This is a genomic window from Pasteurellaceae bacterium RH1A, assembly GCA_012221805.1.
Classification (GTDB): Bacteria; Pseudomonadota; Gammaproteobacteria; order Enterobacterales; family Pasteurellaceae; genus RH1A.
Window position 1 is genome coordinate 1,481,303 of sequence record CP015195.1, and the last position, 21,371, is coordinate 1,502,673.

20 protein-coding genes are annotated in these 21,371 nt (G+C 48.7%); 6 read left to right on the forward strand and 14 right to left on the reverse strand.

Annotated elements, in window-relative coordinates:
• The first annotated feature begins 95 nt into the window (after positions 1-95).
• Together A4G20_06940 and A4G20_06945 are read left to right on the forward strand one after the other, a co-directional pair.
• Positions 96-563: a hypothetical protein gene (locus A4G20_06940; GenBank protein QIW16084.1), complete on the forward strand. Its 468-nt coding sequence runs from the start codon at positions 96-98 to the stop codon at positions 561-563.
• The gene (locus A4G20_06945) at positions 553-930 is read left to right on the forward strand and encodes a hypothetical protein (protein QIW16085.1); all 378 of its coding nucleotides are present in this window, start codon (positions 553-555) and stop codon (positions 928-930) included. The genes A4G20_06940 and A4G20_06945 overlap by 11 nt, the downstream gene beginning before the upstream one ends.
• A gap of 70 nt (positions 931-1,000) precedes the next feature.
• Here the strand turns inward: A4G20_06945 and A4G20_06950 are convergent, their stop codons facing one another.
• On the reverse strand, positions 1,001-3,610 hold the full coding sequence (locus A4G20_06950; GenBank protein ID QIW16086.1) for a DNA topoisomerase I: 2,610 nt from the start codon (positions 3,608-3,610) through the stop codon (positions 1,001-1,003).
• 139 nt (positions 3,611-3,749) lie between these two features.
• On the opposite strand from A4G20_06950, the gene A4G20_06955 reads away from it, so the two are divergent.
• Positions 3,750-4,640 (forward strand): LysR family transcriptional regulator, encoded by an 891-nt coding sequence (locus tag A4G20_06955; GenBank protein QIW16087.1) that lies wholly within the window; start codon positions 3,750-3,752, stop codon positions 4,638-4,640.
• Here A4G20_06955 and A4G20_06960 read toward each other — a convergent pair whose 3' ends face one another.
• From A4G20_06960 to A4G20_06995, 8 genes are all read right to left on the reverse strand, one after another.
• Positions 4,641-4,913, reverse strand: a complete 273-nt coding sequence (locus A4G20_06960) for an addiction module toxin RelE (GenBank protein ID QIW16088.1) — start codon at positions 4,911-4,913, stop codon at positions 4,641-4,643.
• Entirely contained in the window at positions 4,903-5,187 is a 285-nt protein-coding gene (locus A4G20_06965) for a hypothetical protein (GenBank protein QIW16089.1), read from the reverse strand. Before A4G20_06965 ends, A4G20_06960 begins: the two co-directional genes overlap by 11 nt.
• Before the next feature lie 141 nt (positions 5,188-5,328).
• Positions 5,329-5,688 carry a hypothetical protein gene (locus tag A4G20_06970; protein QIW16090.1) on the reverse strand — a complete coding sequence of 120 codons (360 nt, stop codon included), beginning with the start codon at positions 5,686-5,688 and terminating at the stop codon, positions 5,329-5,331.
• Between the two features lie 25 nt (positions 5,689-5,713).
• The gene (locus A4G20_06975) at positions 5,714-8,578 is read right to left on the reverse strand and encodes a DNA polymerase I (GenBank protein ID QIW16091.1); all 2,865 of its coding nucleotides are present in this window, start codon (positions 8,576-8,578) and stop codon (positions 5,714-5,716) included.
• Between the two features lie 115 nt (positions 8,579-8,693).
• Positions 8,694-9,557 carry a hypothetical protein gene (locus A4G20_06980; protein QIW16092.1) on the reverse strand — a complete coding sequence of 288 codons (864 nt, stop codon included), beginning with the start codon at positions 9,555-9,557 and terminating at the stop codon, positions 8,694-8,696.
• A gap of 154 nt (positions 9,558-9,711) precedes the next feature.
• Positions 9,712-10,770 (reverse strand): molybdenum ABC transporter ATP-binding protein, encoded by a 1,059-nt coding sequence (locus A4G20_06985; protein QIW16093.1) that lies wholly within the window; start codon positions 10,768-10,770, stop codon positions 9,712-9,714.
• A gap of 148 nt (positions 10,771-10,918) precedes the next feature.
• Positions 10,919-11,623: a molybdate ABC transporter permease gene (modB, locus tag A4G20_06990; protein ID QIW16875.1), complete on the reverse strand. Its 705-nt coding sequence runs from the start codon at positions 11,621-11,623 to the stop codon at positions 10,919-10,921.
• A 111-nt stretch (positions 11,624-11,734) separates the two neighbouring features.
• Positions 11,735-12,493 carry a molybdate ABC transporter substrate-binding protein gene (locus A4G20_06995; GenBank protein ID QIW16094.1) on the reverse strand — a complete coding sequence of 253 codons (759 nt, stop codon included), beginning with the start codon at positions 12,491-12,493 and terminating at the stop codon, positions 11,735-11,737.
• A 180-nt stretch (positions 12,494-12,673) separates the two neighbouring features.
• Between A4G20_06995 and A4G20_07000 the strand changes: the two genes are divergently transcribed.
• From A4G20_07000 to A4G20_07010, 3 genes are all read left to right on the forward strand, one after another.
• Complete coding sequence (locus tag A4G20_07000; protein ID QIW16095.1) at positions 12,674-13,423, forward strand: molybdenum-dependent transcriptional regulator; 750 nt, start codon at positions 12,674-12,676, stop codon at positions 13,421-13,423.
• Between the two features lie 356 nt (positions 13,424-13,779).
• Positions 13,780-15,372, forward strand: coding sequence for an FAD-dependent oxidoreductase (locus A4G20_07005; protein QIW16096.1), 1,593 nt, complete (start codon positions 13,780-13,782; stop codon positions 15,370-15,372).
• Between the two features lie 99 nt (positions 15,373-15,471).
• Entirely contained in the window at positions 15,472-16,806 is a 1,335-nt protein-coding gene (locus tag A4G20_07010; GenBank protein ID QIW16097.1) for a patatin, read from the forward strand.
• A 61-nt stretch (positions 16,807-16,867) separates the two neighbouring features.
• On the opposite strand, the gene metQ (A4G20_07015) is transcribed toward A4G20_07010, so the two are convergent.
• From metQ (A4G20_07015) to A4G20_07035, 5 genes are all read right to left on the reverse strand, one after another.
• Positions 16,868-17,665: a DL-methionine transporter substrate-binding subunit gene (gene metQ / locus A4G20_07015; GenBank protein QIW16098.1), complete on the reverse strand. Its 798-nt coding sequence runs from the start codon at positions 17,663-17,665 to the stop codon at positions 16,868-16,870.
• Between the two features lie 112 nt (positions 17,666-17,777).
• Positions 17,778-18,569, reverse strand: coding sequence for a DL-methionine transporter substrate-binding subunit (metQ, locus tag A4G20_07020; protein QIW16099.1), 792 nt, complete (start codon positions 18,567-18,569; stop codon positions 17,778-17,780).
• 111 nt (positions 18,570-18,680) lie between these two features.
• A complete protein-coding gene (gene metQ / locus A4G20_07025) occupies positions 18,681-19,475 on the reverse strand; it encodes a DL-methionine transporter substrate-binding subunit (GenBank protein ID QIW16100.1) in 795 nt (264 codons plus the stop codon).
• Between the two features lie 85 nt (positions 19,476-19,560).
• On the reverse strand, positions 19,561-20,238 hold the full coding sequence (locus tag A4G20_07030; protein ID QIW16101.1) for a methionine ABC transporter permease: 678 nt from the start codon (positions 20,236-20,238) through the stop codon (positions 19,561-19,563).
• A complete protein-coding gene (locus A4G20_07035; GenBank protein ID QIW16102.1) occupies positions 20,228-21,262 on the reverse strand; it encodes a D-methionine ABC transporter, ATP-binding protein in 1,035 nt (344 codons plus the stop codon). The genes A4G20_07030 and A4G20_07035 overlap by 11 nt, the downstream gene beginning before the upstream one ends.
• Positions 21,263-21,371 lie beyond the last annotated feature (109 nt).

Genomic DNA, 21,371 nt, shown 5'->3' on the forward strand with positions numbered 1-21,371 from the left:
AGCGGGGCAAATTTTCGGAAATTTTGCACAAAGGTCATAGATTGTTGTTTTTTAGACAAATCCATTGGATAATACCCCTTCAACGAGGAGTGAATATGAAAAATATCCCTTTATCAATGGCAGATACTTTCGCCACCATTTACCCACAATTTGCATTTTCTGATGAATTGCCTGCCACCCAAGAGCAAATTTCATTATTGAATTTTCGTATTACTATGGTCAATCAATTATTGATAGCCTGTATAGAAAATATTGAAAACAATCCTAATTTTTGGGCTGAAATTGATTTAAATGATTTTAAAAAATATTTAATTCAAAACAAGGCTGCCATTTTTGATATACAGCATTATTTTGCTGAAGGTGAAAAAACTACAGCGATATTGGATCAAGTTAAAGCCAATATACGTAAAATTGAACAAGCACTGATTAAAGCTAGTGCCTTTAATTTTGATTTAACTAGAATAGAAAACCGCCTAAATGATCATTTCTATGAAGTACCTGAGATAGTAACAAATGTGGATGAATTTAGACATTGGTTAAAAGGTGTGGCCAATGGGCATTAAGGTTTTATTTGGCAGCAAAATCGCTAATGAATTGCAATACTTCCCTGAAAAAGATTTATTGAAGATTTGGCAATTCAAGGAACACCTTGAAACCTATGGCTTTGAGCATTTAGCAGGCAGAAATAAACCTTCTGATGAAGTGCCAAAAGATGATCCTTATTGGTCAAAAAAAGTGGCTATAGCTCAACAATATCATTTATGGCATTATCATATCGGCATTCCTGGCTATGATAAAAGTAAGGGATTTGGCAATTACACTTCAGAATATATTTTACATTACATCAAAGGTGATGGTTTTATTAAAATTGTCGATTTTACCGCTCATCCTCCCTTTAAATTACCCTCTGAACGCTATTTAGAAGACTAATCCTTTCAAACGCAAGCGGGCTATATTTGCAAGATTTTTGCAAATATAGCCCGCTTGTGGTGGCTGAATCTTATTTCTTCCGCTCTACCCACTTACCCCCGACATAATCGACAAGCCACTTGGTGGCCTTGCCGTCTTTTTCAGAGGTGACATACTGGCGTTTTTCCTTGCGGCTGAAGCGGATAATGGCCTCGTTGCCTTCTGGGTCTTTCTGTGGAGCGTCTGCTAAATAATGCAACTTCTCGGGTAATCGATCCCGATAAAGGGCCAGTTCTGCTACTTTCGGGGCACGACTTTCACGGGATTTAGGGAAGTTGTGGGCGGACATAAAGACCCCGCTTGCCCCATCTCTCAACACAAAATAGGCATCCGATTTTTCGCATTTGAGCTCAGGGAAATGGACTGGCTCTTCCCGTGGTGGGGCAACTTCACCGTTTTTGAGAATCTTGCGGGTGTTGTCGCAAGCCGTGCAGCCCATATACTTACCGAAACGGCCTAGTTTGAGGTGCATATCGGCTCCGCACTTGTCGCATTCCACAATCGGGCCGTCATAGCCCTTGATTTTAAATGTTCCCTGTTCCACCACATAACCATCACAATTTGGGTTGTTACCACAGATGTGGATCTTGCGTTGTGGGTCGATCACATAGCTGTCCATGGCCGTGTCACATTTCGGGCAGCGTTTGCGTTGCATAAGGGCCTTGCTTTCCGATTCGTCATCTAATACGTTAAGCAGCTCGGCTTCTGGAATCAGGTTTACCGTGGTTTTGCAACGCTCTTTGACTGGCAGGGCGTAACCTGTACAACCCAAGAACACCCCCGTGCTGGCGGTGCGAATGGCCATGTGTCTGGCACAGGTTGGGCAGGCGATTTCAGTTTCCACCAAGTTATTGGGCCGCATACCGCCCTCTAACTCGTCCAATTCCGCCTTGGTTAATTGCTGGGAGAAATCCTTAAAGAAGCGGTTAAGTTCTTCCTTCCAGTTGCTGGAGCCTGAAGCGATTTGGTCTAGGGTGTCTTCCATATTGGCGGTGAAATCGTAGTTCATTAAATCGCCAAAGGATTCATTTAGGCGATCGGTCACAATTTCCCCCATCTTCTCTGCATAGAAGCGGCGGTTCTCCACCCGCACATAGCCCCGCTCTTGAATAGTGGAGATAATAGCTGCGTATGTGGAAGGGCGGCCAATGCCGCGTTTTTCCAGCTCCCGCACTAGGGCAGCCTCGCTAAAGCGGGCAGGCGGCTTGGTGAAGTGCTGAGTTGGCACGATTTCGCTTAGTTTCAATTCTTGGTTGAGTTCAACCGCTGGCAGTTCCTGATCTTCAGCGGTTTTTCCTTGAATTGGCAGGGCCCGTGTCCAACCGTCAAAACGCATGACTCGGCCTTTTGCCTTGAGTTCGTAGTCACCTGCCCTTACGGTTAGGCTGGTGGAATCATACTGGGCTGGGGTCATCTGGCAGGCTAGGAATTGCCGCCAAATAAGATCGTAAAGGCGTTCTGCGTCCTTTTCCATGCCTTTTAAGTCGCCGATTTTCACTTTGACATCAGACGGACGAATGGCCTCGTGGGCCTCCTGAGCGTTCTCTTTAGAAGAGTAGAAATTCGGTTTAGCCGGCAAATAGTCCGTTCCAAACTGGCTTTCGATATAGGCTCTTGCCATATTTAGGGCATCTTGGCTGAGATTGGTGGAGTCAGTACGCATGTAGGTGATGTAACCGGCCTCATACAAACGCTGGGCCAACATCATGGTTTTCTTCACCCCAAAGCCCAAGCGGGTGCTGGCCGTTTGTTGCAGGGTAGAAGTAATAAAAGGGGCCTTGGCTCGGGAAGAGGTCGGCTTCTTGTCGATTTCACTGACAATAAATGCAGATTCTTGCAGATTTTGCACCGCTTGTTGGGCTTCCGCCTCATTTTTGGCTGACCATTTTTTACCCTTGTAGTTGGCTAATTCAAGCGGTAAAACACTTCTGCCCGCCTTGGTTTTGGCCAGGATTTCCCAAAACTCTTCCGGCAAGAAGGCCTTGATTTCTCGCTCACGTTCGACTAAGAGCTTGACCGCTACCGACTGAACACGGCCAGCCGAGAGGCCACGGGCCACCTTCTTCCATAGGAGCGGAGAGACCATAAAGCCCACCACACGGTCTAAAAAGCGGCGGGTCTGCTGGGCATTGACCCTGTCCATATTGAGCTGTTCAGGCTTCTCAAAGGCTTGTTTAATGGCGTTTTTGGTAATTTCGTTAAAGACCACCCGGCTAAAGCGGGCATCATCACCACCAATCACCTCACGCAAGTGCCAGGCAATGGCCTCCCCTTCCCTATCCAAGTCGGTTGCCAAATAGATATGGTCGGCTTTCTTGGCCAGCGTCTTGAGTTCTGACACCACCTTTTCCTTGCCGGCTAAGATTTGGTAGTTGGCCTGCCAGTCGTGGTAGGGGTCAATGCCCATACGTTTGACCAGGGCAGCCCGATCCTTCTCGGCTTTTACCTTGGCTTTTTGATCTGCGGTCATTCCTTTGGTTGAAATCGGTTTAGCTTTTTCAGTTTTTTCCTTGTCGCCCCCGCTGGTTGGCAAATCACGGATATGCCCCACGCTGGATTTGACCACAAAATCACTGCCTAGATACTTATTGATGGTCTTGGCCTTGGCCGGAGACTCCACAATCACTAACGATTTTCCCATTGTTACACCTGAACTTATAAATAATGTATGAAATAATCTTAAATTTATTTCATTTTAGTTGATATTAAAGACTGCTTATCGCAAAATGGCTTAACGATAACAAGGCTTCGGCAAAAATACAATATAAAGGAAGAAGATTTTGGATAAACTCAATGCAATCAGTCTATTTTGTAAGGTAATCGAAACCCAAAGTTTCACCCAGGCCGCCGCCCAAGAGCAAATTTCCCTGGCCATGGCCAGTAAGTTGGTGGCCCAATTAGAGGCCCATTTAAACGTGCGCTTGCTCAACCGCACCACCCGCAAAATCACCCCAACCGAGGCCGGCCTGCTCTACTATCAACGTTGTCTGCCCATTTTAACCGAGCTTAAGGAGGCCGAGGATTCGGTAACCAATATCACCTCCACCCTACAGGGCAAGATCACCATGTCCGTGCCTATGGATTTCGGTTCTCGCTTCGTCGCCCCCTTCTTGGGCCGTTTTTTGGAAACCTACCCCAATGTGCAACTGCATGTAGATTTTAACGACAGGAAGGTGGACGTGGTGTCAGAGGGCTATGATTTAGTTATGCGAGTAGGACAGCTGACGGACAGCTCTATTGTGGCCAAGCGGATTGCCCAATCCCACCACCTGCTTTTGGCCTCGCCTGACTACCTGGCTCAACATGGTATGCCACAGACGGTAGCAGACCTAGACGGCCATAATTTCTTGCTCTATGAGTCCTATATGCAGTGGATCTTGTTTGAAGGGGGCCAGCAAATTCGCTATAAGCCCAAGGGCAGCTTCTATTGCAACAGCGGCTATGCCTTGGTGCAGATGGCAAAATCAGGTTTGGGGATTATTAACACACCAAAATTTTTGGTGAAGGAGGAATTGGCTTCGGGCCAGCTAATTAACATTCTGCCCCATATTAACCAACATACGCTGGACATCAGCCTGCTCTACCCCCACCGCCGTTATTTATCGCCAAAGGTGCGGGTGATGATTGATTTTTTGCAGGGTTTGATGGAGGAGCAGAGGGTGTTTTTGTAGCTAGCCGAAGATTTCAGAATGCGTATTTAAACGGACAAAAGTAAGACTATCTTCCGTCTTTTGATAAATTAAGACTAAATCATTCTTAATATGACAATCACGAAATCCCTTCCAGTTATTTGTTAAGGGGTGATCCTTATACTTTTCAGGCAAGGGCAAATTGTTATAAAGACAATACATTACTTCAACCATTTCTGCTGAAAGCAACAATTCTGGTTGAGTAGCTAAACGTTTTAGATCCCGCTTATAATCCTTGGTTAAACTAATCTTCATCTTCAGCCTCACCTGCAATCCCTTGCATTAAGGCCAATAATTCTTGAGCAGAATTGACTTGATAGGTTTCTACTCTTCCATTGAGCGCATCATTCATTGCTCTCAAAGTTGTCGGGTTAGGTTGATAACTTAAATCAACAGGGATAGACTTGGTTGTGACCACATGTTGCAGGATCATTTTTAAAGCCTGGGCGGGGTTTAAGCCGTAGCTTTTAAAAACAGAAAAGGCCTGTTCTTTTAAATCGGCATCTAATCTAAAGGTGTATGAAGTCATGATATGTCCTTGTTTGTAACTAATTTGTCTTACATCTTAAGGCAATTATGGCTAGATTTCAAGTTTAACTCAAACAACAAGCGGCTCAACCCTCAAGAAAATTTGCAAATTTTCCCTGAATTTGAACCGCTTGATCTTGAGTTACTCTTCAAGCTCCTCTTGGACAAAATTACCCTCTTCATCCCGATAAAAGGCCGTATTGTAAGGGGAATGAAGCAGCGGAATAATGTCCTTGTCATAATTGCAGAGGGTGTTGAGCCGGTAAACACCACTATTTTTAGGATCATTGACATAGTCATCATCTTCATCGCCTGCAAAAAACCGCCAACCGCTGTCATAGCTATCAAACTCTTCACTCGTATCAGGTTCTTCACGGTACATATAGCCCACCTTGCAGCCATCAACGGTAATTCTATCGGTTGCAAGGCAGCCGTCAGCGTCTTCCCAATCAGTAAGAAGATCTTGTAATTCTGTTAGGTAATACTGTTTTCGTTTCTTCATGAGATTCTCCTTGTTTAACCCGTCTTTAGTGGGCTTGATCCCAGTTCTCCCCCACACCCACTTCTGCCACCAAAGGCACGTTTAGGGCAATGGCCTTTTCCATCTCGGCCTTGATCAGGGCCGAATAATGCTCCACCTGATCAGCCTTGACCTCAAAGACCAATTCATCATGCACCTGCATAATCATTTGGATATGGGGATCATGGGCGATCAGCTTATCAATCCCAATCATGGCCACCTTGATAATATCGGCCGCTGTGCCCTGCATAGGGGCGTTGATGGCCACCCGTTCAGCTGCCTTGCGCCGCATTTGGTTGCTGGAGCCAATATCCGGCAGGTAGAGACGGCGGCCAAAGAGGGTTTCGACATAGCCTTTTTCTGCCGCCTTTTCCCGAATATCGACCATAAACTGCTGGACAGCTGGGTAGCGTTGGAAGTAGCGATCCATATAGTCCTGGGCTTCCTTACGGCCAATCCCCAACTGGTTGGAAAGGCCAAAGGCCGACATCCCGTAAATCAGACCAAAGTTAATGGCCTTGGCACTGCGGCGTTGCTCGCTGGTGACATCTTCCAAGGGTAGGCCAAAGATTTCAGCGGCAGTGGAACGGTGAATATCCTTGCCCTCAGCAAAAGCCTTAATCATGCTTTCATCATTGGCCAGATGGGCCATAATCCGCAGCTCAATTTGGGAATAGTCGGCGGCCACGATCACAAAGCCTTCCCGGGCGATAAAGGCCTGGCGAATCCGTCTGCCTTCCTCGTTGCGGATAGGAATGTTCTGTAAATTCGGATCGCTGGAAGAAAGCCGGCCTGTTGCCGTCACCGCCTGATGGTAGGAGGTATGGACCCGGCCAGTTTTAGGGTTGATCATCTGAGGCAGCTTGTCGGTGTAGGTGGATTTGAGCTTGCTCAAGCCCCGATGTTCCATCAAGAGCACCGGCACTTGGTGGCCCATTTGGGCTAGTTCTTCTAGCACTTCTTCATTGGTGGAAGGCGCTCCTTTTGGTGTTTTCTTGAGCACCGGCAGGCCTAGCTTATTGAACAAAATCTCCTGTAGCTGCTTGGTGGAGGCCAGATTAAAGACCTCTCCCGCCTCGGCATGAACCTGTTTTTCCAGCTCGTCTAAACGCTGGGCAATTTCCGCTGATTGGGCCAAGAGCCTTTGAGGGTCGATCAAGACCCCATTGCGTTCAATGCGGGAAAGCACGCCCACCAGCGGCAGTTCAACCGTTTGGAAGAGTTTGACCAAGCTTGGTTCTTTTTCCAACTCTCCCCATAAGACCTGGTGTAACTTCATGGTCACATCCGCATCTTCGGCAGCGTATTCAGCCGCCTGAGCAATTTCAATTTGGTCAAAGGTTAGTTGGTTCTTGCCCTTGCCGGCCAGTTCCTCAAAGGAAATGGTGGTATGGCCCAGGTAACGGCTGGCCAGTTCGTCCATATTGTGGCGGCCGGTGCTGTTAAGCGTATAGGACTCGATCATGGTGTCAAAGGCCAGGCCCTGCACCTCAATGCCATAATTAGCGAAGATGGTGAGATCGTACTTGATATTTTGGCCAATCTTACCTATTTGAGCATTTTCTAAGATAGGCTTGAGGGCCTGCAAGCAAGCGGTGCTGTCTAGCTGATTTTTTGCAAGCTCCAGGCTGCTTTCCGTTTCCACACTTTCTGCAAAGAGATCTTCCTGCTGAACCTGCTTGGCCACTCGCTCGGTATGGCCCAGGGGCAGATAGGCCGCCTCCCCGTTTTCCAGGCCAAAGGAAATCCCGACCAAATTAGCCAGCATAGGGTCTAAATTATCGGTTTCGGTATCGATAGCAAAGGCCTTGGCCTGGCTTAATTTGGCCAGCCAGTCGGCAAATTTTTCTTGGCTGTCAATGGTTTGGTAAGCGGTTCGATCTATCTCAATTTTTGCAAAATTTTCGGCTTTTTGTTCCGCTTGTCGGCTGGCCGTTGCCTGATAATGATTGGGGATTTTTTCCTTGGCTGTTTGCGTGACAGGGTTGCCGTCCCCCATCACTTCATTGAGCCAGCGTTTAAACTCATAGCGGCCAAAAAGCTCAACCAGTTGATCCCGATCTTGAGGCTGGGTTAAGAGTTCATCGTGGCGGACGGCCAGTTCAACATCGGTTTTGATGGTGGCCAGGGTATAGGAAAGCTCGGCCATGGCCTTTTCAGCCTCGATTTTAGGGGCAAAGGTCTTGGCCCCACGGAAGCTCAATTCGGCAATCTTATCTAGATTAGCATAAATCTCCTTAAGGGAACCAATGCCCTGCAAGAGGGCCAGGGCGGTCTTCTCACCCACGCCCTTTACGCCTGGAATGTTATCAGACGAGTCGCCCTGAAGGGCCAGGAAATCAATAATCAGCTCGGGCGGCACGCCGTATTTTTCGATCACGGCTTCACGGTCTAAGAGCGTGTTATTCATGGTGTTAATCAGCATAATGTGATCGTTCACCAGTTGAGCCATATCCTTATCGCCTGTGCTAATCAGCACATGCTTGCCGTCTTGGGCGGCTTGAACGGCCAAGGTGCCGATCACATCGTCTGCCTCTACCCCTTCAACCGATAAGAGCGGAATGCCCAGGGCCTTGATGATGGTGTGCAGGGGCTGGATTTGCGAACGCAGCTCATCTGGCATAGGCGGGCGGTGGGACTTATATTGCTCAAAAAGTTCATCCCGAAAGGTCTTGCCCTTGGCATCAAAAACCACCGCAATATGGCTGGGTTCGACCTGGGCAATCAGGCTCTTGAGCATATTGAGCACGCCATACATGGCTCCTGTTGGCTCGCCTTGGGAGTTGGTCAGCGGGGGAAAGGCGTGAAAGGCACGGTAGAGGTAGGAAGAACCGTCCACCAGGACGAGGGGATTGGGGGCAATGCTTGGCATAAAGATCTCTTGTCTAGTTAAAATCGGGCTATTATACCCAAGAAAGACAAGGCTTGGCACCGCTCTTGCAAGAAAAAAGCCACAGAGACTGTGGCTTATCTGAAACGTTTGGGGTTTAACGCCAATAATAAAGACAAACAATGGCCACAATGGCAACCAGAACGCCCAAGTAATTGATCTTGTGGATCTTCTCCTTAAAGAAGTAAGCTCCAATCAGCGTACCCAGGCAGATAACACCTAGGTTCATGCCGGTAAAGACCATGGTTGGGTCGTCCTTCATAACCTGGTGAGCCTTGATATAGAAGAGGATATTGCCGAAGTTGAGCAAGCCGAGTAAGAGGCCAGTGGCCAGGCTTGGCAGGTTCCAAGCGGTACGTTTAAGGGTTAAATAGGCAAACATGAGACAGCCTGCCCCCACAAAGGAAATAAAGAGGGTCAATGGGAAGGCAGAGCCAGATTTGGCCATTTGCTTAAAGAGGATGTCAATTACCCCAAAGCCCACCCAAACCAGGGCCAGGCTGAGGATGGCGGTTTTACCTCCTTTCTCCATGCCCTGATGGCCCTTCCACAAGAGACAACCCAGGGCCACAAAGGCCAAGATCAGGGCAATCAATTTATGGGAGGTAATGGCCTCGCCAAAGAGGGTGAAGGCCGCCAAAATCGGTAGGAAGAGGGAAAGGCGTTGGGCCGCATCAGTGCGGATAATGCCAGCAAATTCCAGGGCCTTGGCCTGAATAAGAAAGACGCTTGGCAAGAGGATGCCCAGGGCAATAAAGAGGTAGGAAGAGGGGTTGTCTGCCACGATGTCCACAATCCCCTTGCCTTGGAAGTTGGGCTTGAGCAAGAAATAGCAGAGGGTGGAGGCCACCACATAATTGACTGCAATACTCTGGCCGATGATCACGCCCTTGCTCCGGGCAATTTTGATCAAGACCCCAACCGATACACTACATAAGATGGCTAAAACAAGTTCTAGCATAAGTTTCTCCTTTTAAAATAAAGGCCGTATTTTACTAACTTGTTGGCATTAGGCAAATTTTTTACATTGTGGTCGGATCCGTAGGGTGGGCATCCCTGCCCACCATTTTGAGCAATATCGTTTTATGGTGGGCAAGGATGCCCACCCTACTACCCTACCGCAAGAGAGCAAGGCTCTTAATTTGAGCATAAACCGCCTGCCCCTCTGCCAAACCCAGCTCAGCATAGGCCCAGGGACTGATGGAGGCCCAAAAAGAAAGGCCCTCGCTTGCAAGTTTTAGGTCAATTTTATCCGCTTGTGGTCGGACTTGAGCAATTTCGGCCCTTAAGTTGTTGCGAATGCTGGTCTGTTGGGGAGGGGTAAGCGAAATGGCCACATCAGATCCTTGAATACAAACCCGCAGGCTAGTCTTGCCCTGCTCATGTAAGCCCTTGACCCAAAGAGATTGGCTACCAAAGGCCAACTCGGTCATCTGGTAGATCTCATTTTGCCCTCGAACCGGCAGATTAAGCAGGCTGGTCGCCTCCTCCCCCTCCTGCCAGGCAGCAAAGAGCGGACTGTTCCACAGGCTTTCTAAGCGATCAAAGGCCACCACCCTGCCCTGCTCCATCAAAATAACCTGCTGGGCCAGGCTTTGTAGCTCTTCCAGGCTGTGGCTCACATAAAGAATAGGGATTTGAAGGCTTTGGGTCAGCCTTTCTAGGTAGTCCAAGAGTTCCCGTTTGCGGGGAATGTCCAGGGCTGACAGGGGTTCGTCCATCAGTAAAAGTTCAGGCTCTCTCAATAAAGCTCGGCCAATAGCGACCCTTTGCTTTTCCCCGCCAGAAAGCGTGACTGGGTAACGCTTTAATAGGTGACCAATACCCAAGAGTTCCACCACCTGATCAAATTTAGCCCCTGCGGATTTGGCCATGCCATAGCCTAGATTGCCCTTAACCGTGTAATGAGGAAAAAGCCGAGCATCCTGAAAAACATAGCCGATATTGCGTTTTTCAGGCGGCAGATTGATGCCTGTCTGGCTGTCAAACAAGACCCGGCCATTAAGCTCAATCCGCCCTTGATCAGGCTGGCTAAGGCCACTGACTAGGTTGATAAGGGAAGACTTGCCCGCCCCAGACAGGCCGAAAATGGCGGTTACGCCTATGTTGGGGATGGAGAGATCAGCACTTAAGGTTAGATTACCTAGTTGTTTTTGGAGATTGAGTTTTAGCATTTCGTTTCTTCTGTTCAATAAGCTGGCTTATTTCCTGCACAACTTCTTCGTGGGGTAAAGATGGCAAGGGATCATCTAATGCTTCCTTAACCTTTTCAATAACATAATCATCATAAGATTTCATTTAATTCTTACCTATATGTAAACATCACTGCCCCAAACGCTGCTTCATGCTTCTAGCCAACCACTCCGACAGCCAGAGCGAGAGCAGCGAAATCAGCACAGCCAGCACACAAAGTCGGGCGGTCTGTTCATCTGCCCCGGGGGTTTGGATGTAGGTATACATGGCCAGCGGGATGGTTTGGGTTTGGTTGGCGATGTTGGAAACAAAGGTAATGGTGGCCCCAAATTCCCCCAAGGAGCGAGCAAAGCCCAGCACCAGGCCGGCTAGCACACCGGGCAGGGTTAGGGGGAGGGTGATGGTGAAAAAGACCCTATAGGGGCTGGCACCTAGGGTGCGGGCGGCGGCTTCAAGCTTGGGATCGACCGCTTCAATGGAGAGCCGAATGGCTCGTACCACCAAGGGAAAGGATACCACTGCCGTAGCCAACACCGCCCCCTTCCAGTTAAAGGCAAAGGAGAGGCCGAACCAGTCGTAGAGATACTTGCCGATAAAGCCGTTCCGCCCCATGGCCACCAGCAGCAAATAGCCCACCACCACTGGAGGCAAAACCAGGGGCAGGTGGATAAGGCTGTCAAAAATCGCCTTGCCGTAGAAGTTCTTACGGGCCAAAAGCCAGGCACAGAGAATGGCTAAAGGCAGGCTGGTCAGCATGGCGGTTAGGGCCACTTCCAGGCTGAGACGGACGGCGGTTAGTTCAAGCGGGGTAAAATTGAAGAATTCTTGCAACATGGTTTTTGTGATACAAAGATAGCGCCAGCCTCCAGGCTGGTGCTGTTTTTCCATCAGATTTCAGTCATCTTCGGCACCAGCGAGGACGCTGGCGCCATCAAAGAGATAAAACTATTTGGTTGTAAACCCATACCCCTGCAAGACCGCCTTGGCCTCGTCACTGGCTAAATAGGTCAAAAAGGCTCGGCTGGCTGGGTTATCCCCCTCTTTCAAAATGGCAACGGGGTATTCAATAGCCTTGTGGCTGTCGGCAGGGAAGGTGGCCACTACTTTGACGTTTTTAGCCTGTTTGGCATCGGTACTATAGACCACGCCATAAGGGGTTTCGGCCTTTTCGACCAGGGCTAGGCTGGCACGCACGTCCTTGGTGCGGGCAATGTGGTTTTCAAGTGCTGGCCAGGTCTTGAGTTTGGTCAAGGCCTCTTTGGCATAGATGCCGGCTGGCACATGGTCTGGGTCGCCCAAGGCTAAGAATACCCCATCCAGGCCCTTGAACCAAGTGTCTTTTGACACATCCACACTGTTAAGCTGCCAGTCTTTGGTAGCAATTAAGACCAGAGCATTACCAGCCAAGACCTTCTCGGTTTCTTTTACTGTTAAATCCTTGTCGCTTAAGTGCTTCATCCACTTGGTGTTGGCTGAAACAAAGAGGTTGGCTGGGGCACCCTGCTCGATCTGCTTGGCCAGGGTTGAAGAAGAGCCAAAGGAGAAAATCAGCTCATCATGAGGATTGACCTTTTTATAGCCTTCGGCCAAGGACTGCATGGCATTGGTCATGGAAGCTGCTGCAAAAACCGTAACCTGATCGGCCAGAGCAGAAAGTGATGTTGCAGCTAAACCAAGGGAGAGAAGAAGGGCTTTGAGTTTCATAATTCATCCTTTTATGCGGGAAAAAAGCCCTCTTGCGTGGGGGCAAGAGGGAAAAGAGTGATTTGATGCTATGTATATTTTTATATAGCGAAACGAATTATAAGGATTTCTTGCAAAAAATCTATATAAATTTCTTTATATTGCCTAAAATAGTGTCCAAACTTTCTTTGGAATAGGCTTATGCAAAACAGTGAAATCCTCCTAACCATCAAACTCAACCAAACCCTCTTTGCCGATCCGAAGCGGATCGAGCTCCTTCGCCAAATTGCCCATTCAGGCTCCATCAGCCAGGCAGCCAAATTGGCTGGCATTAGCTATAAGAGTGCCTGGGATCATCTGGATGCCATGAACAAGCTCAGCCCCAAGCCCCTTTTGGAACGCTCAACCGGTGGCAAGCAGGGCGGCGGTACACAACTGACAGCCTATGCCCAACGGCTCTTGCAACTCTATAATTTGCTGACCCAGCTACAAGAAAAGGCCTTTAGTATCCTCCATCAGGAAGATCAACCGCTGGACAGCCTCCTGGTAGCCACTGCCCATGCCTCCCTGCAAAGCAGTGCCCGCAACCAATTTTTCGGCAAGGTGGCACAAGTTCGTTTGGAACAGGGGACTGCCCTGGTCGATTTGCAAATTCCTGGCCTAAATCAACCGCTTGTGGCCGCCATTACAGCCAAAAGCTGTGAGCGTTTAAAGCTGGCAGAGGGCAAGGAGGTGATGGCCATGGTTAAGGCTCCTTGGATTGAAATTACTGATAAAGCCTGTGGCGAGAATGTCTTTGAAGGCGTGATTGAAGGCATAGAAAATCAGGAAATGCTGGTTAAGGTTGGGGAAGTTACCTTCTGTGGGGCCAATCAAGCCAACTTAGAAGCCGGCCAGACTGTACGGATTTTCCTTGACCCTAAACAGATTATTTTGGCTACGCTCTATTAAGGGCTGTTGATCCCCCCCTCAGCCCTTCGGGCAGCTCCCCCCGCAAGCGGAGGGAGCGAAAATTATACGAAATAATATTGGTAGAAAATTTCCCTCCACCCGCTTGCGGGGGGAGGTGCCGAAGGCGGAGGGGGATTTCATACATTCTAGTCAAATTATCAATACACCTTACCTCCTCCTCAAGTAGGCAAATCTGCCCACGCTTCCCACAAAAATGTGAGATAACTCACAAAATCAACTTAAATTTAGTTGTTTTATTTGTCTTTTTGTTTAAACCTCTTCAAAATAAACACAAACGAAAACAAAATGCTTGAAAACAAACATTTTGGACTAAAAATCGACAAGAGGGCAAGATCATGCAACGTAATACACAGTTAGCCAAGCTTAAACAAACAGAAAAATGGGACTTTATTGTTATCGGCGGAGGGGCCAGCGGCCTAGGCACGGCCTTGGATGCCGCCTCTCGGGGCTACAAGACCCTGCTCTTAGAAGCCAAGGACTTTGCCAAGGGTACCTCTAGCCGTAGTACCAAGCTGGTCCACGGCGGGGTGCGATATTTGGCCAATGGGGATGTGGCCCTGGTGCGGGAGGCCCTGCGGGAGCGGGGACGCTTGGCCCAGAATGCCAGCCATCTCTTTAAGAACCAAAACTTTGTTATTCCTAATTTTGGGTATTTTGATGCGGTCAAATACCGCATTGGCCTGGGTATGTACGATGCCCTGTCCGGCAAACTCAGCCTAGGCAGAACCGAGGCCATCAGCAAGGCTGAAACCCTAGAACGCTTGCCAACCTTGGACGGCCAGGGCCTGATAAACGGCGTGGTCTATAAGGATGGCCAGTTTGATGATGCCCGCTTAGCGGTTAATATGGCTCAAACCATTGTGGAACAGGGCGGTACGGTGCTTAACTATGCCAAGGTGACTGGCCTAATTAAGAATGATGCCGGCAAGATTGTGGGCGTAAAAGCACATGATGAACTGAATCAAGAAAGCCTTGAAATCTTGGGCACAGCGATTATCAATGCCACTGGTGTCTTTATGAACGAAATTCTCAGCATGGATCACGGTTCAGATAAGAAATTCGTGGTGCCCAGCCAGGGGGTGCATTTGGTCTTAGACAAGTCTTTCAATCCGTCTAATGATGCCCTTATGATCCCGAAAACCTCTGACGGCCGGGTGCTTTTTGCCGTGCCTTGGCATGATAAGTTGGTGGTGGGGACAACCGATACCCTGATTGAAGAGCCAAGCTATGAGCCGATTGCACTTGAGCAGGAAATTCAATTTATCTTGGATACGGCCTGCCAATATTTAACCAAGAAACCAACCCGGGCTGATGTTTTGTCAGTTTTTGCCGGCCTTCGACCGCTTGCCGCCCCTGAAAAAGCAGGCCAAAGCACCAAGGAGGTTTCCCGCAGCCACAAGGTCATTACCGATGAAACCAGCGGCTTGGTCACCATTACCGGTGGCAAATGGACCACCTACCGTGAAATGGCCGAAGATACGGTCAATACGGCCCTCAATGTCCATAGCGACCTGCCTCGTAAGGCCTGTGTAACGGTGGATTTGCCTATTCACGGCAAGATCCCAGCTGACCAGGTGGACTTATCCAACCACCTCTATGTTTACGGCTCCGACATTCCAGCCATTCGTGAGCTACAAAAAGAGCCCGCCTATGCCGAAAAACTCCACCCAAATTATGGTTACACCGTGGCCGAAGTGGTTTGGGCCGTGCGGGAGGAAATGGCTCAAAGCCTGGAAGATGTGCTGGCCCGCCGAGTCCGCCTACTCTTCTTGGATGCCCGGGCAGCCATTGATGTGGCGGCTAAGGTAGCCCAAGTGATGGCCGAGGAGCTGGGCAAGGATCAAGCCTGGCAGGCAGCCCAGGTGGCCGACTTCTTGAGTGTGGCCAAGCATTATTTATTGGTGGATTATTCGGCTCAATCCCTTTAATAGTTTGAAGCAAGACCGCTTGTTAGCCTGATTTTTGGCTTACAAGCGGTCTTGCTTTTGCTAAAATCTGCAAATTGATGATTTACCCTTGGAAGCCCCATGAAAAAATCCCTTACCCTTGCCGCTGCCCTCCTCCTTTCTGCCTGTAGCCTGGTCAGCTATCAACCTGTGCAAACCATCAAGCAGGTCAATCCCGATCAAGGCTACCGTATGCGTTCCACCATGCTCAAGAGCCAAGAAGATGGCAACTTGGTTATCTTGATGTTTTCTGGCGGAGGTACTCGGGCGGCTGCCTTGGGTTATGGGGTTTTGGAACAGTTTAAAGGCACACCGATAAAAGGAAAAACCTTGTTAGAACAAGTGGATATGGTTTATGGGGTGTCGGGCGGCTCGGTGCTGGCCTCTTATTTTGCCCTAGAGGGGCAGGATGTGGTGCCTAAATTTGCGGACAAATTCCTGACCAAAAACTTCCAGCGGGAGGTCATCAACCAAGTCTTTTCCCTGTCCAATATGCCCCGCTTGGCCTCGCCCCAATTCGGGCGGGGCGATCTGCTCCAAGAGCAGCTTAACCGTGCCCTTTATGGGGGCAAGACCTTCGGCCATTTGGCCCAAAATCGCAAGGGGCCTTTTGCTGTCATCAGTGCAACGGACATGAACATTGGCCAAAAACTGACCTTTACCCAAGAAACCTTTGACGGCCTCTGCCTCAACCTCAACGATTTAGAAATTGCCCGAGCCGTGGCCGCCTCTAGTGCGGTTCCCCTGGTTTTTGCCCCGCTGACCCTCAACAACAACGGCGGCAACTGCAATTTTCAAATTCCTAAGGAATACGAGGTGCGGGAAAAAACCCTTGACGGCCTGCGGGTCAAAAATGTGGAGGAGGTCAAACACCTGCTCGCCCTCTACCAAAACAGCCAAGAACGGCCCTTTATTCACCTGGTTGATGGCGGTTTAACCGATAATTTGGGCCTGGCCAGCCTGATTGATATGTCTGATGTGCTGGGCCTGGAGCAACTTTATGAACAAGTGCAAAAACTCAAGCTCCAAAACATCATTATCATCAACATCAATGCCCAAAATCAGGTTAATAGCGAGATAGACAAAAGTGCCGATATCCCTGGCTTGGGTGACGTTATCAACACTGTCATCAACGTGCCTATTGATAAAACCACCCACGCCACCCTTCGGCGTTTCCGTGAATTTACCGACACTTGGAACCGCTTTAGCCAGCAGCAAAAGGGCAAGCCCGTACCCCTGCACTTTGTGGACTTGGGCTTGAAGGATCTGCCCGAGGGCGACCTAAAAAAAGAGGTACTCAATATCAGCACCTCCTTCTATTTGCCGAAATCGGATATTGATAAGCTCCGCCAATCGGCCAAAATTTTGTTGGATAACTCACAGACCTATCAAGATGCACTCAAGGCCTTGCAATAAAGCAAGCGGCCAGATTTGCAAGTTTTCCTGCAAATCTGGCCGCTTGTTTATGGCTTAGGGCTTATTCCCAACCCTTAACCACAGCACCATTAAAGACTTCATTGGCCTTTTGGTGGACTTCTTCGGTTTGATAGGATTTCACAAAGTTTTTAACCTTCTCGTCATCCTTGTTGCTTTCACGGGCCACAATGATGTTTACATACGGGGAATCCTTAGACTCCACAAATAAGCCGTCCTTGGTTGGGTTGAGGCCCACTTGGCCTGCGTAGGTGGTATTGATGATGGAAAGGGCCGTATCATCAAGGGTGCGCGGCAGGAGTGGGGCATCAATTTCTTGAATAACCAGGTTTTTCGGGTTCTCCAAAATATCCACACGGGTGGCAAAAAGCTTGTTGCCTTCTTTGAGTTTTAAGAGGCCTTGAGCTTCAAGCAAGATCAGGGCACGGCCTAGGTTGGTTGGATCGTTTGGCACGGCAATGGTGTCGCCGTCCTTTAACTCATCAATAGACTTAATTTTCTTGGAATAGGCCGCAATCGGGTACACAAAGCTGTTGCCAACTGGCACGATTTTATAACCACGGTCTGCGATTTCCTTGTCTAAATACGGCTTATGCTGGAAGGCGTTGAGATCCATATCGCCACGATCTAGGGCTTGGTTCGGGGAAGAATAGTCAGTAAAGACCACAAATTCCACATTAAGATCATATCTGTCCTTGGCAATTTGAGCTGCCACTTCAGCCACCTTGTGTTCAGGGCCTGAAATCACGCCCACCTTGAGGACGTCTTGCTTGTCTTTACAAGCAGTTAATGCAAATACAGAGGTCAAAACGAGGGCTGAAAGGGATTTTTTTAGGGTCATAAATTTGTTTCCTTAAATAAATGCCCACAAAAGCGTGGGCCTCAACGGTAGGGTGCGGTTTACCGCACCGTTCTTTGTTTAATGGTGCGGTAAACCGCACCCTACAAATAAATTACCAACCTTTTACCACGGCACCGTTAAATAATTTAAGGGCTTCTTGGTAAACTTCTTCGGTTTGGTAGGATTTTAAGAAGGTTTGTAAACGTTCATCACCCTTGTTGTCTTCACGGCTGGTCAGCAGGTTTACATAAGGGGAATCCTTGGCTTCCACCACCACGCCGTCTTTTTCAGGGGTTAGGCCTGCTTGGCCGGCGTAAGTGTTGTTGATAACGGCTAAATCCACATCATCAAGGGCACGGGTAAGTAGTGCGGTTTCAACCTGTTTCACTTCGATTTTCTTCGGGTTTTCCACGATGTCTAGTTCGGTTGAGAAGAGATTGCTTGGATCTTTTAACTTAATCAGGCCATTGTTGTGGAGCAAGATAAGGGAACGGGCCGCATTGCTTGGGTTATTGGGAATGGCTACAATAGCCCCTTCACGCAATTCATCTAACTTCTGCACCTTTTTAGAATAGGCCGCAATCGGGTAAACAAAGGTGTTGCCGATGATGGCGATTTTATAGCCGTGAGCTTTGACTTCCTGCTCAATATAAGGCACAGTTTGGAAGGCGTTGGCATCTAAGTCGCCTAGGCTCAAGGCCTTGTTGGGCTGGGTGTAGTCGGTAAATTCGATGAGTTTAACGTCAAGGCCGTATTTGTCCTTGGCGATTTTGGCCGCTACTTCAGCGATTTGGTGCTCAGGACCGGTCATCACGCCGATTTTCAGAGCTTCTTTCTTTTCATTACAGCCTGTTAGGGCGAGGGTTGCGGCAAGTGCGCCAACAGCGAGGAGTTTTTTTAACATTGGGGTTCCTTAAGTAAATACTAAATTATTGATGGCGCCAGCCTCCAGGCTGGTGCCTCGTTCTATCAGCACCAGCCTGGAGGCTGGCGCTATCGTTTGAAAGGGGGGAATTTACCAGCCCTTTACCACACCGTCTTTAAAGTGTTTTTGGGCTTCTTGGTAAACTTCTTCAGTTTGGTAGGCTTTCACGAAGTCCTGTACAGCCTTGCTGTCTTGGTTGTCCTTGCGGGCCACGATGATGTTTACATAAGGGGAGTCTTTAGACTCAACAAACACACCGTGATCTTGGGTGTTAAGGCCCACTTGGCCTGCGTAGGTGTTGTTTACCACCGCTAAATCCACATCGTCCAAGGCACGGGCGGCAACTGAGGTGTCCACTTCACGGATCTTGAGTTTTTTCGGGTTCTCAATGATGTCTAAAGAAGTCGAGAAGAGGTTGGTGTTGTCTTTAAGTTTGATCAGGCCTTGTTTTTCAAGCAAGATTAAGGCACGGGCTAGGTTGCTTGGGTCGTTCGGTACAGCAATGGTTGCACCGTCTGCCAATTCGCTGATGTTTTTGATCTTCTTAGAATAACCTGCAAGCGGATAAACAAAGGTATTGCCCACAATGACCAGGTTGTTTAATTTTTTAGAGGAAGAATCCTTATCCAAATAAGGTTTGTGCTGCATGGCGTTCAGATCAAGGTCGCCCTTAGACACGGCTGTATTTGGCAGGGCGTAGTCGTTAAACAAAACGAACTCCACATCCAGGCCATATTTTTCCTTGGCCACTTCGGCTGCACGCTCGGCTACCGTATGTTCAGGGCCTGACATCACGCCCACCTTAATGCTTTCGGCATAGGCTTGGCCGGCCAAAGCCAGGGTGGACGCCACAAGGGATAGTTTGAATAGATTAGATAGTTTCATAGGATTCCTCCAAGAGTTGTGTTTTTTAGCAATACAAGCGGTTGAGAATTTGCAGATTTTCACAAATTTCCCACCGCTTGTGGGTTTATCGATGGTCAAAGCGCTGGGCCAGTTTGTCGCCCACTTTTTGGCTGACCATTACAATCAGAACAATAATGATGGTGGCAATCCATTTGACGTAGACCATATTGCGGTGCTCACCGTAGCTGATGGCCAGGTTACCCAAGCCACCGCCGCCGACCACACCCGCCATGGCGGAATAGCCGATAAGCGAAACCAGAGTCAGGGTAATGCCATTGATGAGAATCGGTAAAGATTCTGGCAAGTAGAACTTGCTGACCACCTGCCAGTTAGTGGCCCCCATGGATTTAGCCGCTTCTGTTAAGCCTGATGGAATTTCCAAAAGTGCATTAGAAGTCAAGCGGGCAAAGAAGGGAATGGCCGACACGCTAAGCGGAATAATGGCCGCTGTGGTGCCCAGGGTCGTGCCCACCAGTAAACGAGTGAAAGGCAGGAGAATAACCAACAAGATAATAAAGGGTACTGAACGGCCGATGTTGATGAACACATCCAACACACGGTGCAAGCCTTGGTTTTCCAAGATCTCGCCCTTGCCCGTTAAGAAGGCCAGCAGGCCAATTGGCAGGCCAACAATGATGGAAATCAGGGTAGCAGCCAGGCCCATATAGATGGTTTCAAGCGTGGAAATGGCCACCATTTCCCACATTCTTGGGGTTAATTCGCTTAAAAAATCATTCCACATAGCCTAAAACCTCAACTTTTACATTATTATCAATTAAATAGAATTTTGTTTCGGCAATGGCATCGGCATCGCCCTCCATTTCTGCAATCACAAAGCCAAACTTAACCCCGCCTGCATAGTCGATTTGCGACATCAAAATACTGAAATCAATGCCGAATTTTTTAGAGGCATGGGAAAGCAAAGGTGCATCCACCGAGCGGCCGGTAAACTCAAACTTAATAATGGGTTTACTGGTTGGAGTTGGGGCTTGCAGGAGCTGGTTAGTGTATTCCGCAGGCAACTCAAAGTGGAAGGTGGACTGAATAAAGCGCTGGGCCAATTCGGTTTTCGGGTTGGAGAAAATCTCGCTCACCGATCCGCTTTCCACCAACTGGCCACGTTCAATCACGGCCACACGGTCGCAGATGCGTTTAACCACGTCCATTTCGTGGGTAATGAGCAGGATGGTCAAGCCCAAACGCTGGTTGATTTCCTTGAGTAATTGGAGGATGGATTGGGTGGTGGCCGGATCGAGCGCACTGGTGGCTTCATCACATAAAAGCACCTGTGGATCGTTGGCCAAGGCACGGGCAATGGCTACACGCTGCTTCTGGCCGCCTGAGAGGTTGCTCGGGTAAACATCACGCTTGTCAGAGAGTCCTACCAAGTCTAAGAGGCTGGACACCTTCTGCTCGATCTTGGCCTTGTCTGCCCCATCTAACTCTAAAGGCAATGCCACGTTTTCAAAGACAGTACGGGAGGAAAGCAGGTTAAAGTGCTGGAAGATCATGCCAATATGGCGGCGAGCCTTGACCAGATCGGCCTCTTTTAGGGTGGTTAAATCGGTGCCGTCCACAATCACCTGGCCCATGGTTGGGCGTTCAAGCAGGTTTACGCAGCGGATAAGGGTACTCTTGCCTGCTCCAGAGGCACCAATCACCCCGTAAATCGTGCCCTTGGGCACTTCCAGGTTCACATTATCAAGGGCGGTAATCTTCTTACCCTTGACTTCAAATTGCTTGCTGATCTGTTTCAGCTTAATCATAATAGGTTGCTTCCAATGAAATTGATCGAAAATTAAGGCGGTATTTTAGACGTCTAGATTGCTGTGTCAATGGACAGGATGGTATTTTTTATGCCTAAATGGAATAAAA

What these genes read in the sequence shown, in the direction of transcription:
- A4G20_06940 (QIW16084.1), top strand. Translation starts at nt 96, where the DNA reads ATGAAAAATATCCCTTTATCAATGGCAGATACTTTCGCCACCATTTAC.
- A4G20_06945 (QIW16085.1), top strand. Translation starts at nt 553, where the DNA reads ATGGGCATTAAGGTTTTATTTGGCAGCAAAATCGCTAATGAATTGCAA.
- A4G20_06950 (QIW16086.1), bottom strand. Translation starts at nt 3,610, where the DNA reads ATGGGAAAATCGTTAGTGATTGTGGAGTCTCCGGCCAAGGCCAAGACC.
- A4G20_06960 (QIW16088.1), bottom strand. Translation starts at nt 4,913, where the DNA reads ATGAAGATTAGTTTAACCAAGGATTATAAGCGGGATCTAAAACGTTTA.
- A4G20_06965 (QIW16089.1), bottom strand. Translation starts at nt 5,187, where the DNA reads ATGACTTCATACACCTTTAGATTAGATGCCGATTTAAAAGAACAGGCC.
- A4G20_06970 (QIW16090.1), bottom strand. Translation starts at nt 5,688, where the DNA reads ATGAAGAAACGAAAACAGTATTACCTAACAGAATTACAAGATCTTCTT.
- A4G20_06975 (QIW16091.1), bottom strand. Translation starts at nt 8,578, where the DNA reads ATGCCAAGCATTGCCCCCAATCCCCTCGTCCTGGTGGACGGTTCTTCC.
- A4G20_06980 (QIW16092.1), bottom strand. Translation starts at nt 9,557, where the DNA reads ATGCTAGAACTTGTTTTAGCCATCTTATGTAGTGTATCGGTTGGGGTC.
- A4G20_06985 (QIW16093.1), bottom strand. Translation starts at nt 10,770, where the DNA reads ATGCTAAAACTCAATCTCCAAAAACAACTAGGTAATCTAACCTTAAGT.
- modB (QIW16875.1), bottom strand. Translation starts at nt 11,623, where the DNA reads ATGTTGCAAGAATTCTTCAATTTTACCCCGCTTGAACTAACCGCCGTC.
- A4G20_06995 (QIW16094.1), bottom strand. Translation starts at nt 12,493, where the DNA reads ATGAAACTCAAAGCCCTTCTTCTCTCCCTTGGTTTAGCTGCAACATCA.
- A4G20_07000 (QIW16095.1), top strand. Translation starts at nt 12,674, where the DNA reads ATGCAAAACAGTGAAATCCTCCTAACCATCAAACTCAACCAAACCCTC.
- A4G20_07005 (QIW16096.1), top strand. Translation starts at nt 13,780, where the DNA reads ATGCAACGTAATACACAGTTAGCCAAGCTTAAACAAACAGAAAAATGG.
- A4G20_07010 (QIW16097.1), top strand. Translation starts at nt 15,472, where the DNA reads ATGAAAAAATCCCTTACCCTTGCCGCTGCCCTCCTCCTTTCTGCCTGT.
- metQ (QIW16098.1), bottom strand. Translation starts at nt 17,665, where the DNA reads ATGACCCTAAAAAAATCCCTTTCAGCCCTCGTTTTGACCTCTGTATTT.
- metQ (QIW16099.1), bottom strand. Translation starts at nt 18,569, where the DNA reads ATGTTAAAAAAACTCCTCGCTGTTGGCGCACTTGCCGCAACCCTCGCC.
- metQ (QIW16100.1), bottom strand. Translation starts at nt 19,475, where the DNA reads ATGAAACTATCTAATCTATTCAAACTATCCCTTGTGGCGTCCACCCTG.
- A4G20_07030 (QIW16101.1), bottom strand. Translation starts at nt 20,238, where the DNA reads ATGTGGAATGATTTTTTAAGCGAATTAACCCCAAGAATGTGGGAAATG.
- A4G20_07035 (QIW16102.1), bottom strand. Translation starts at nt 21,262, where the DNA reads ATGATTAAGCTGAAACAGATCAGCAAGCAATTTGAAGTCAAGGGTAAG.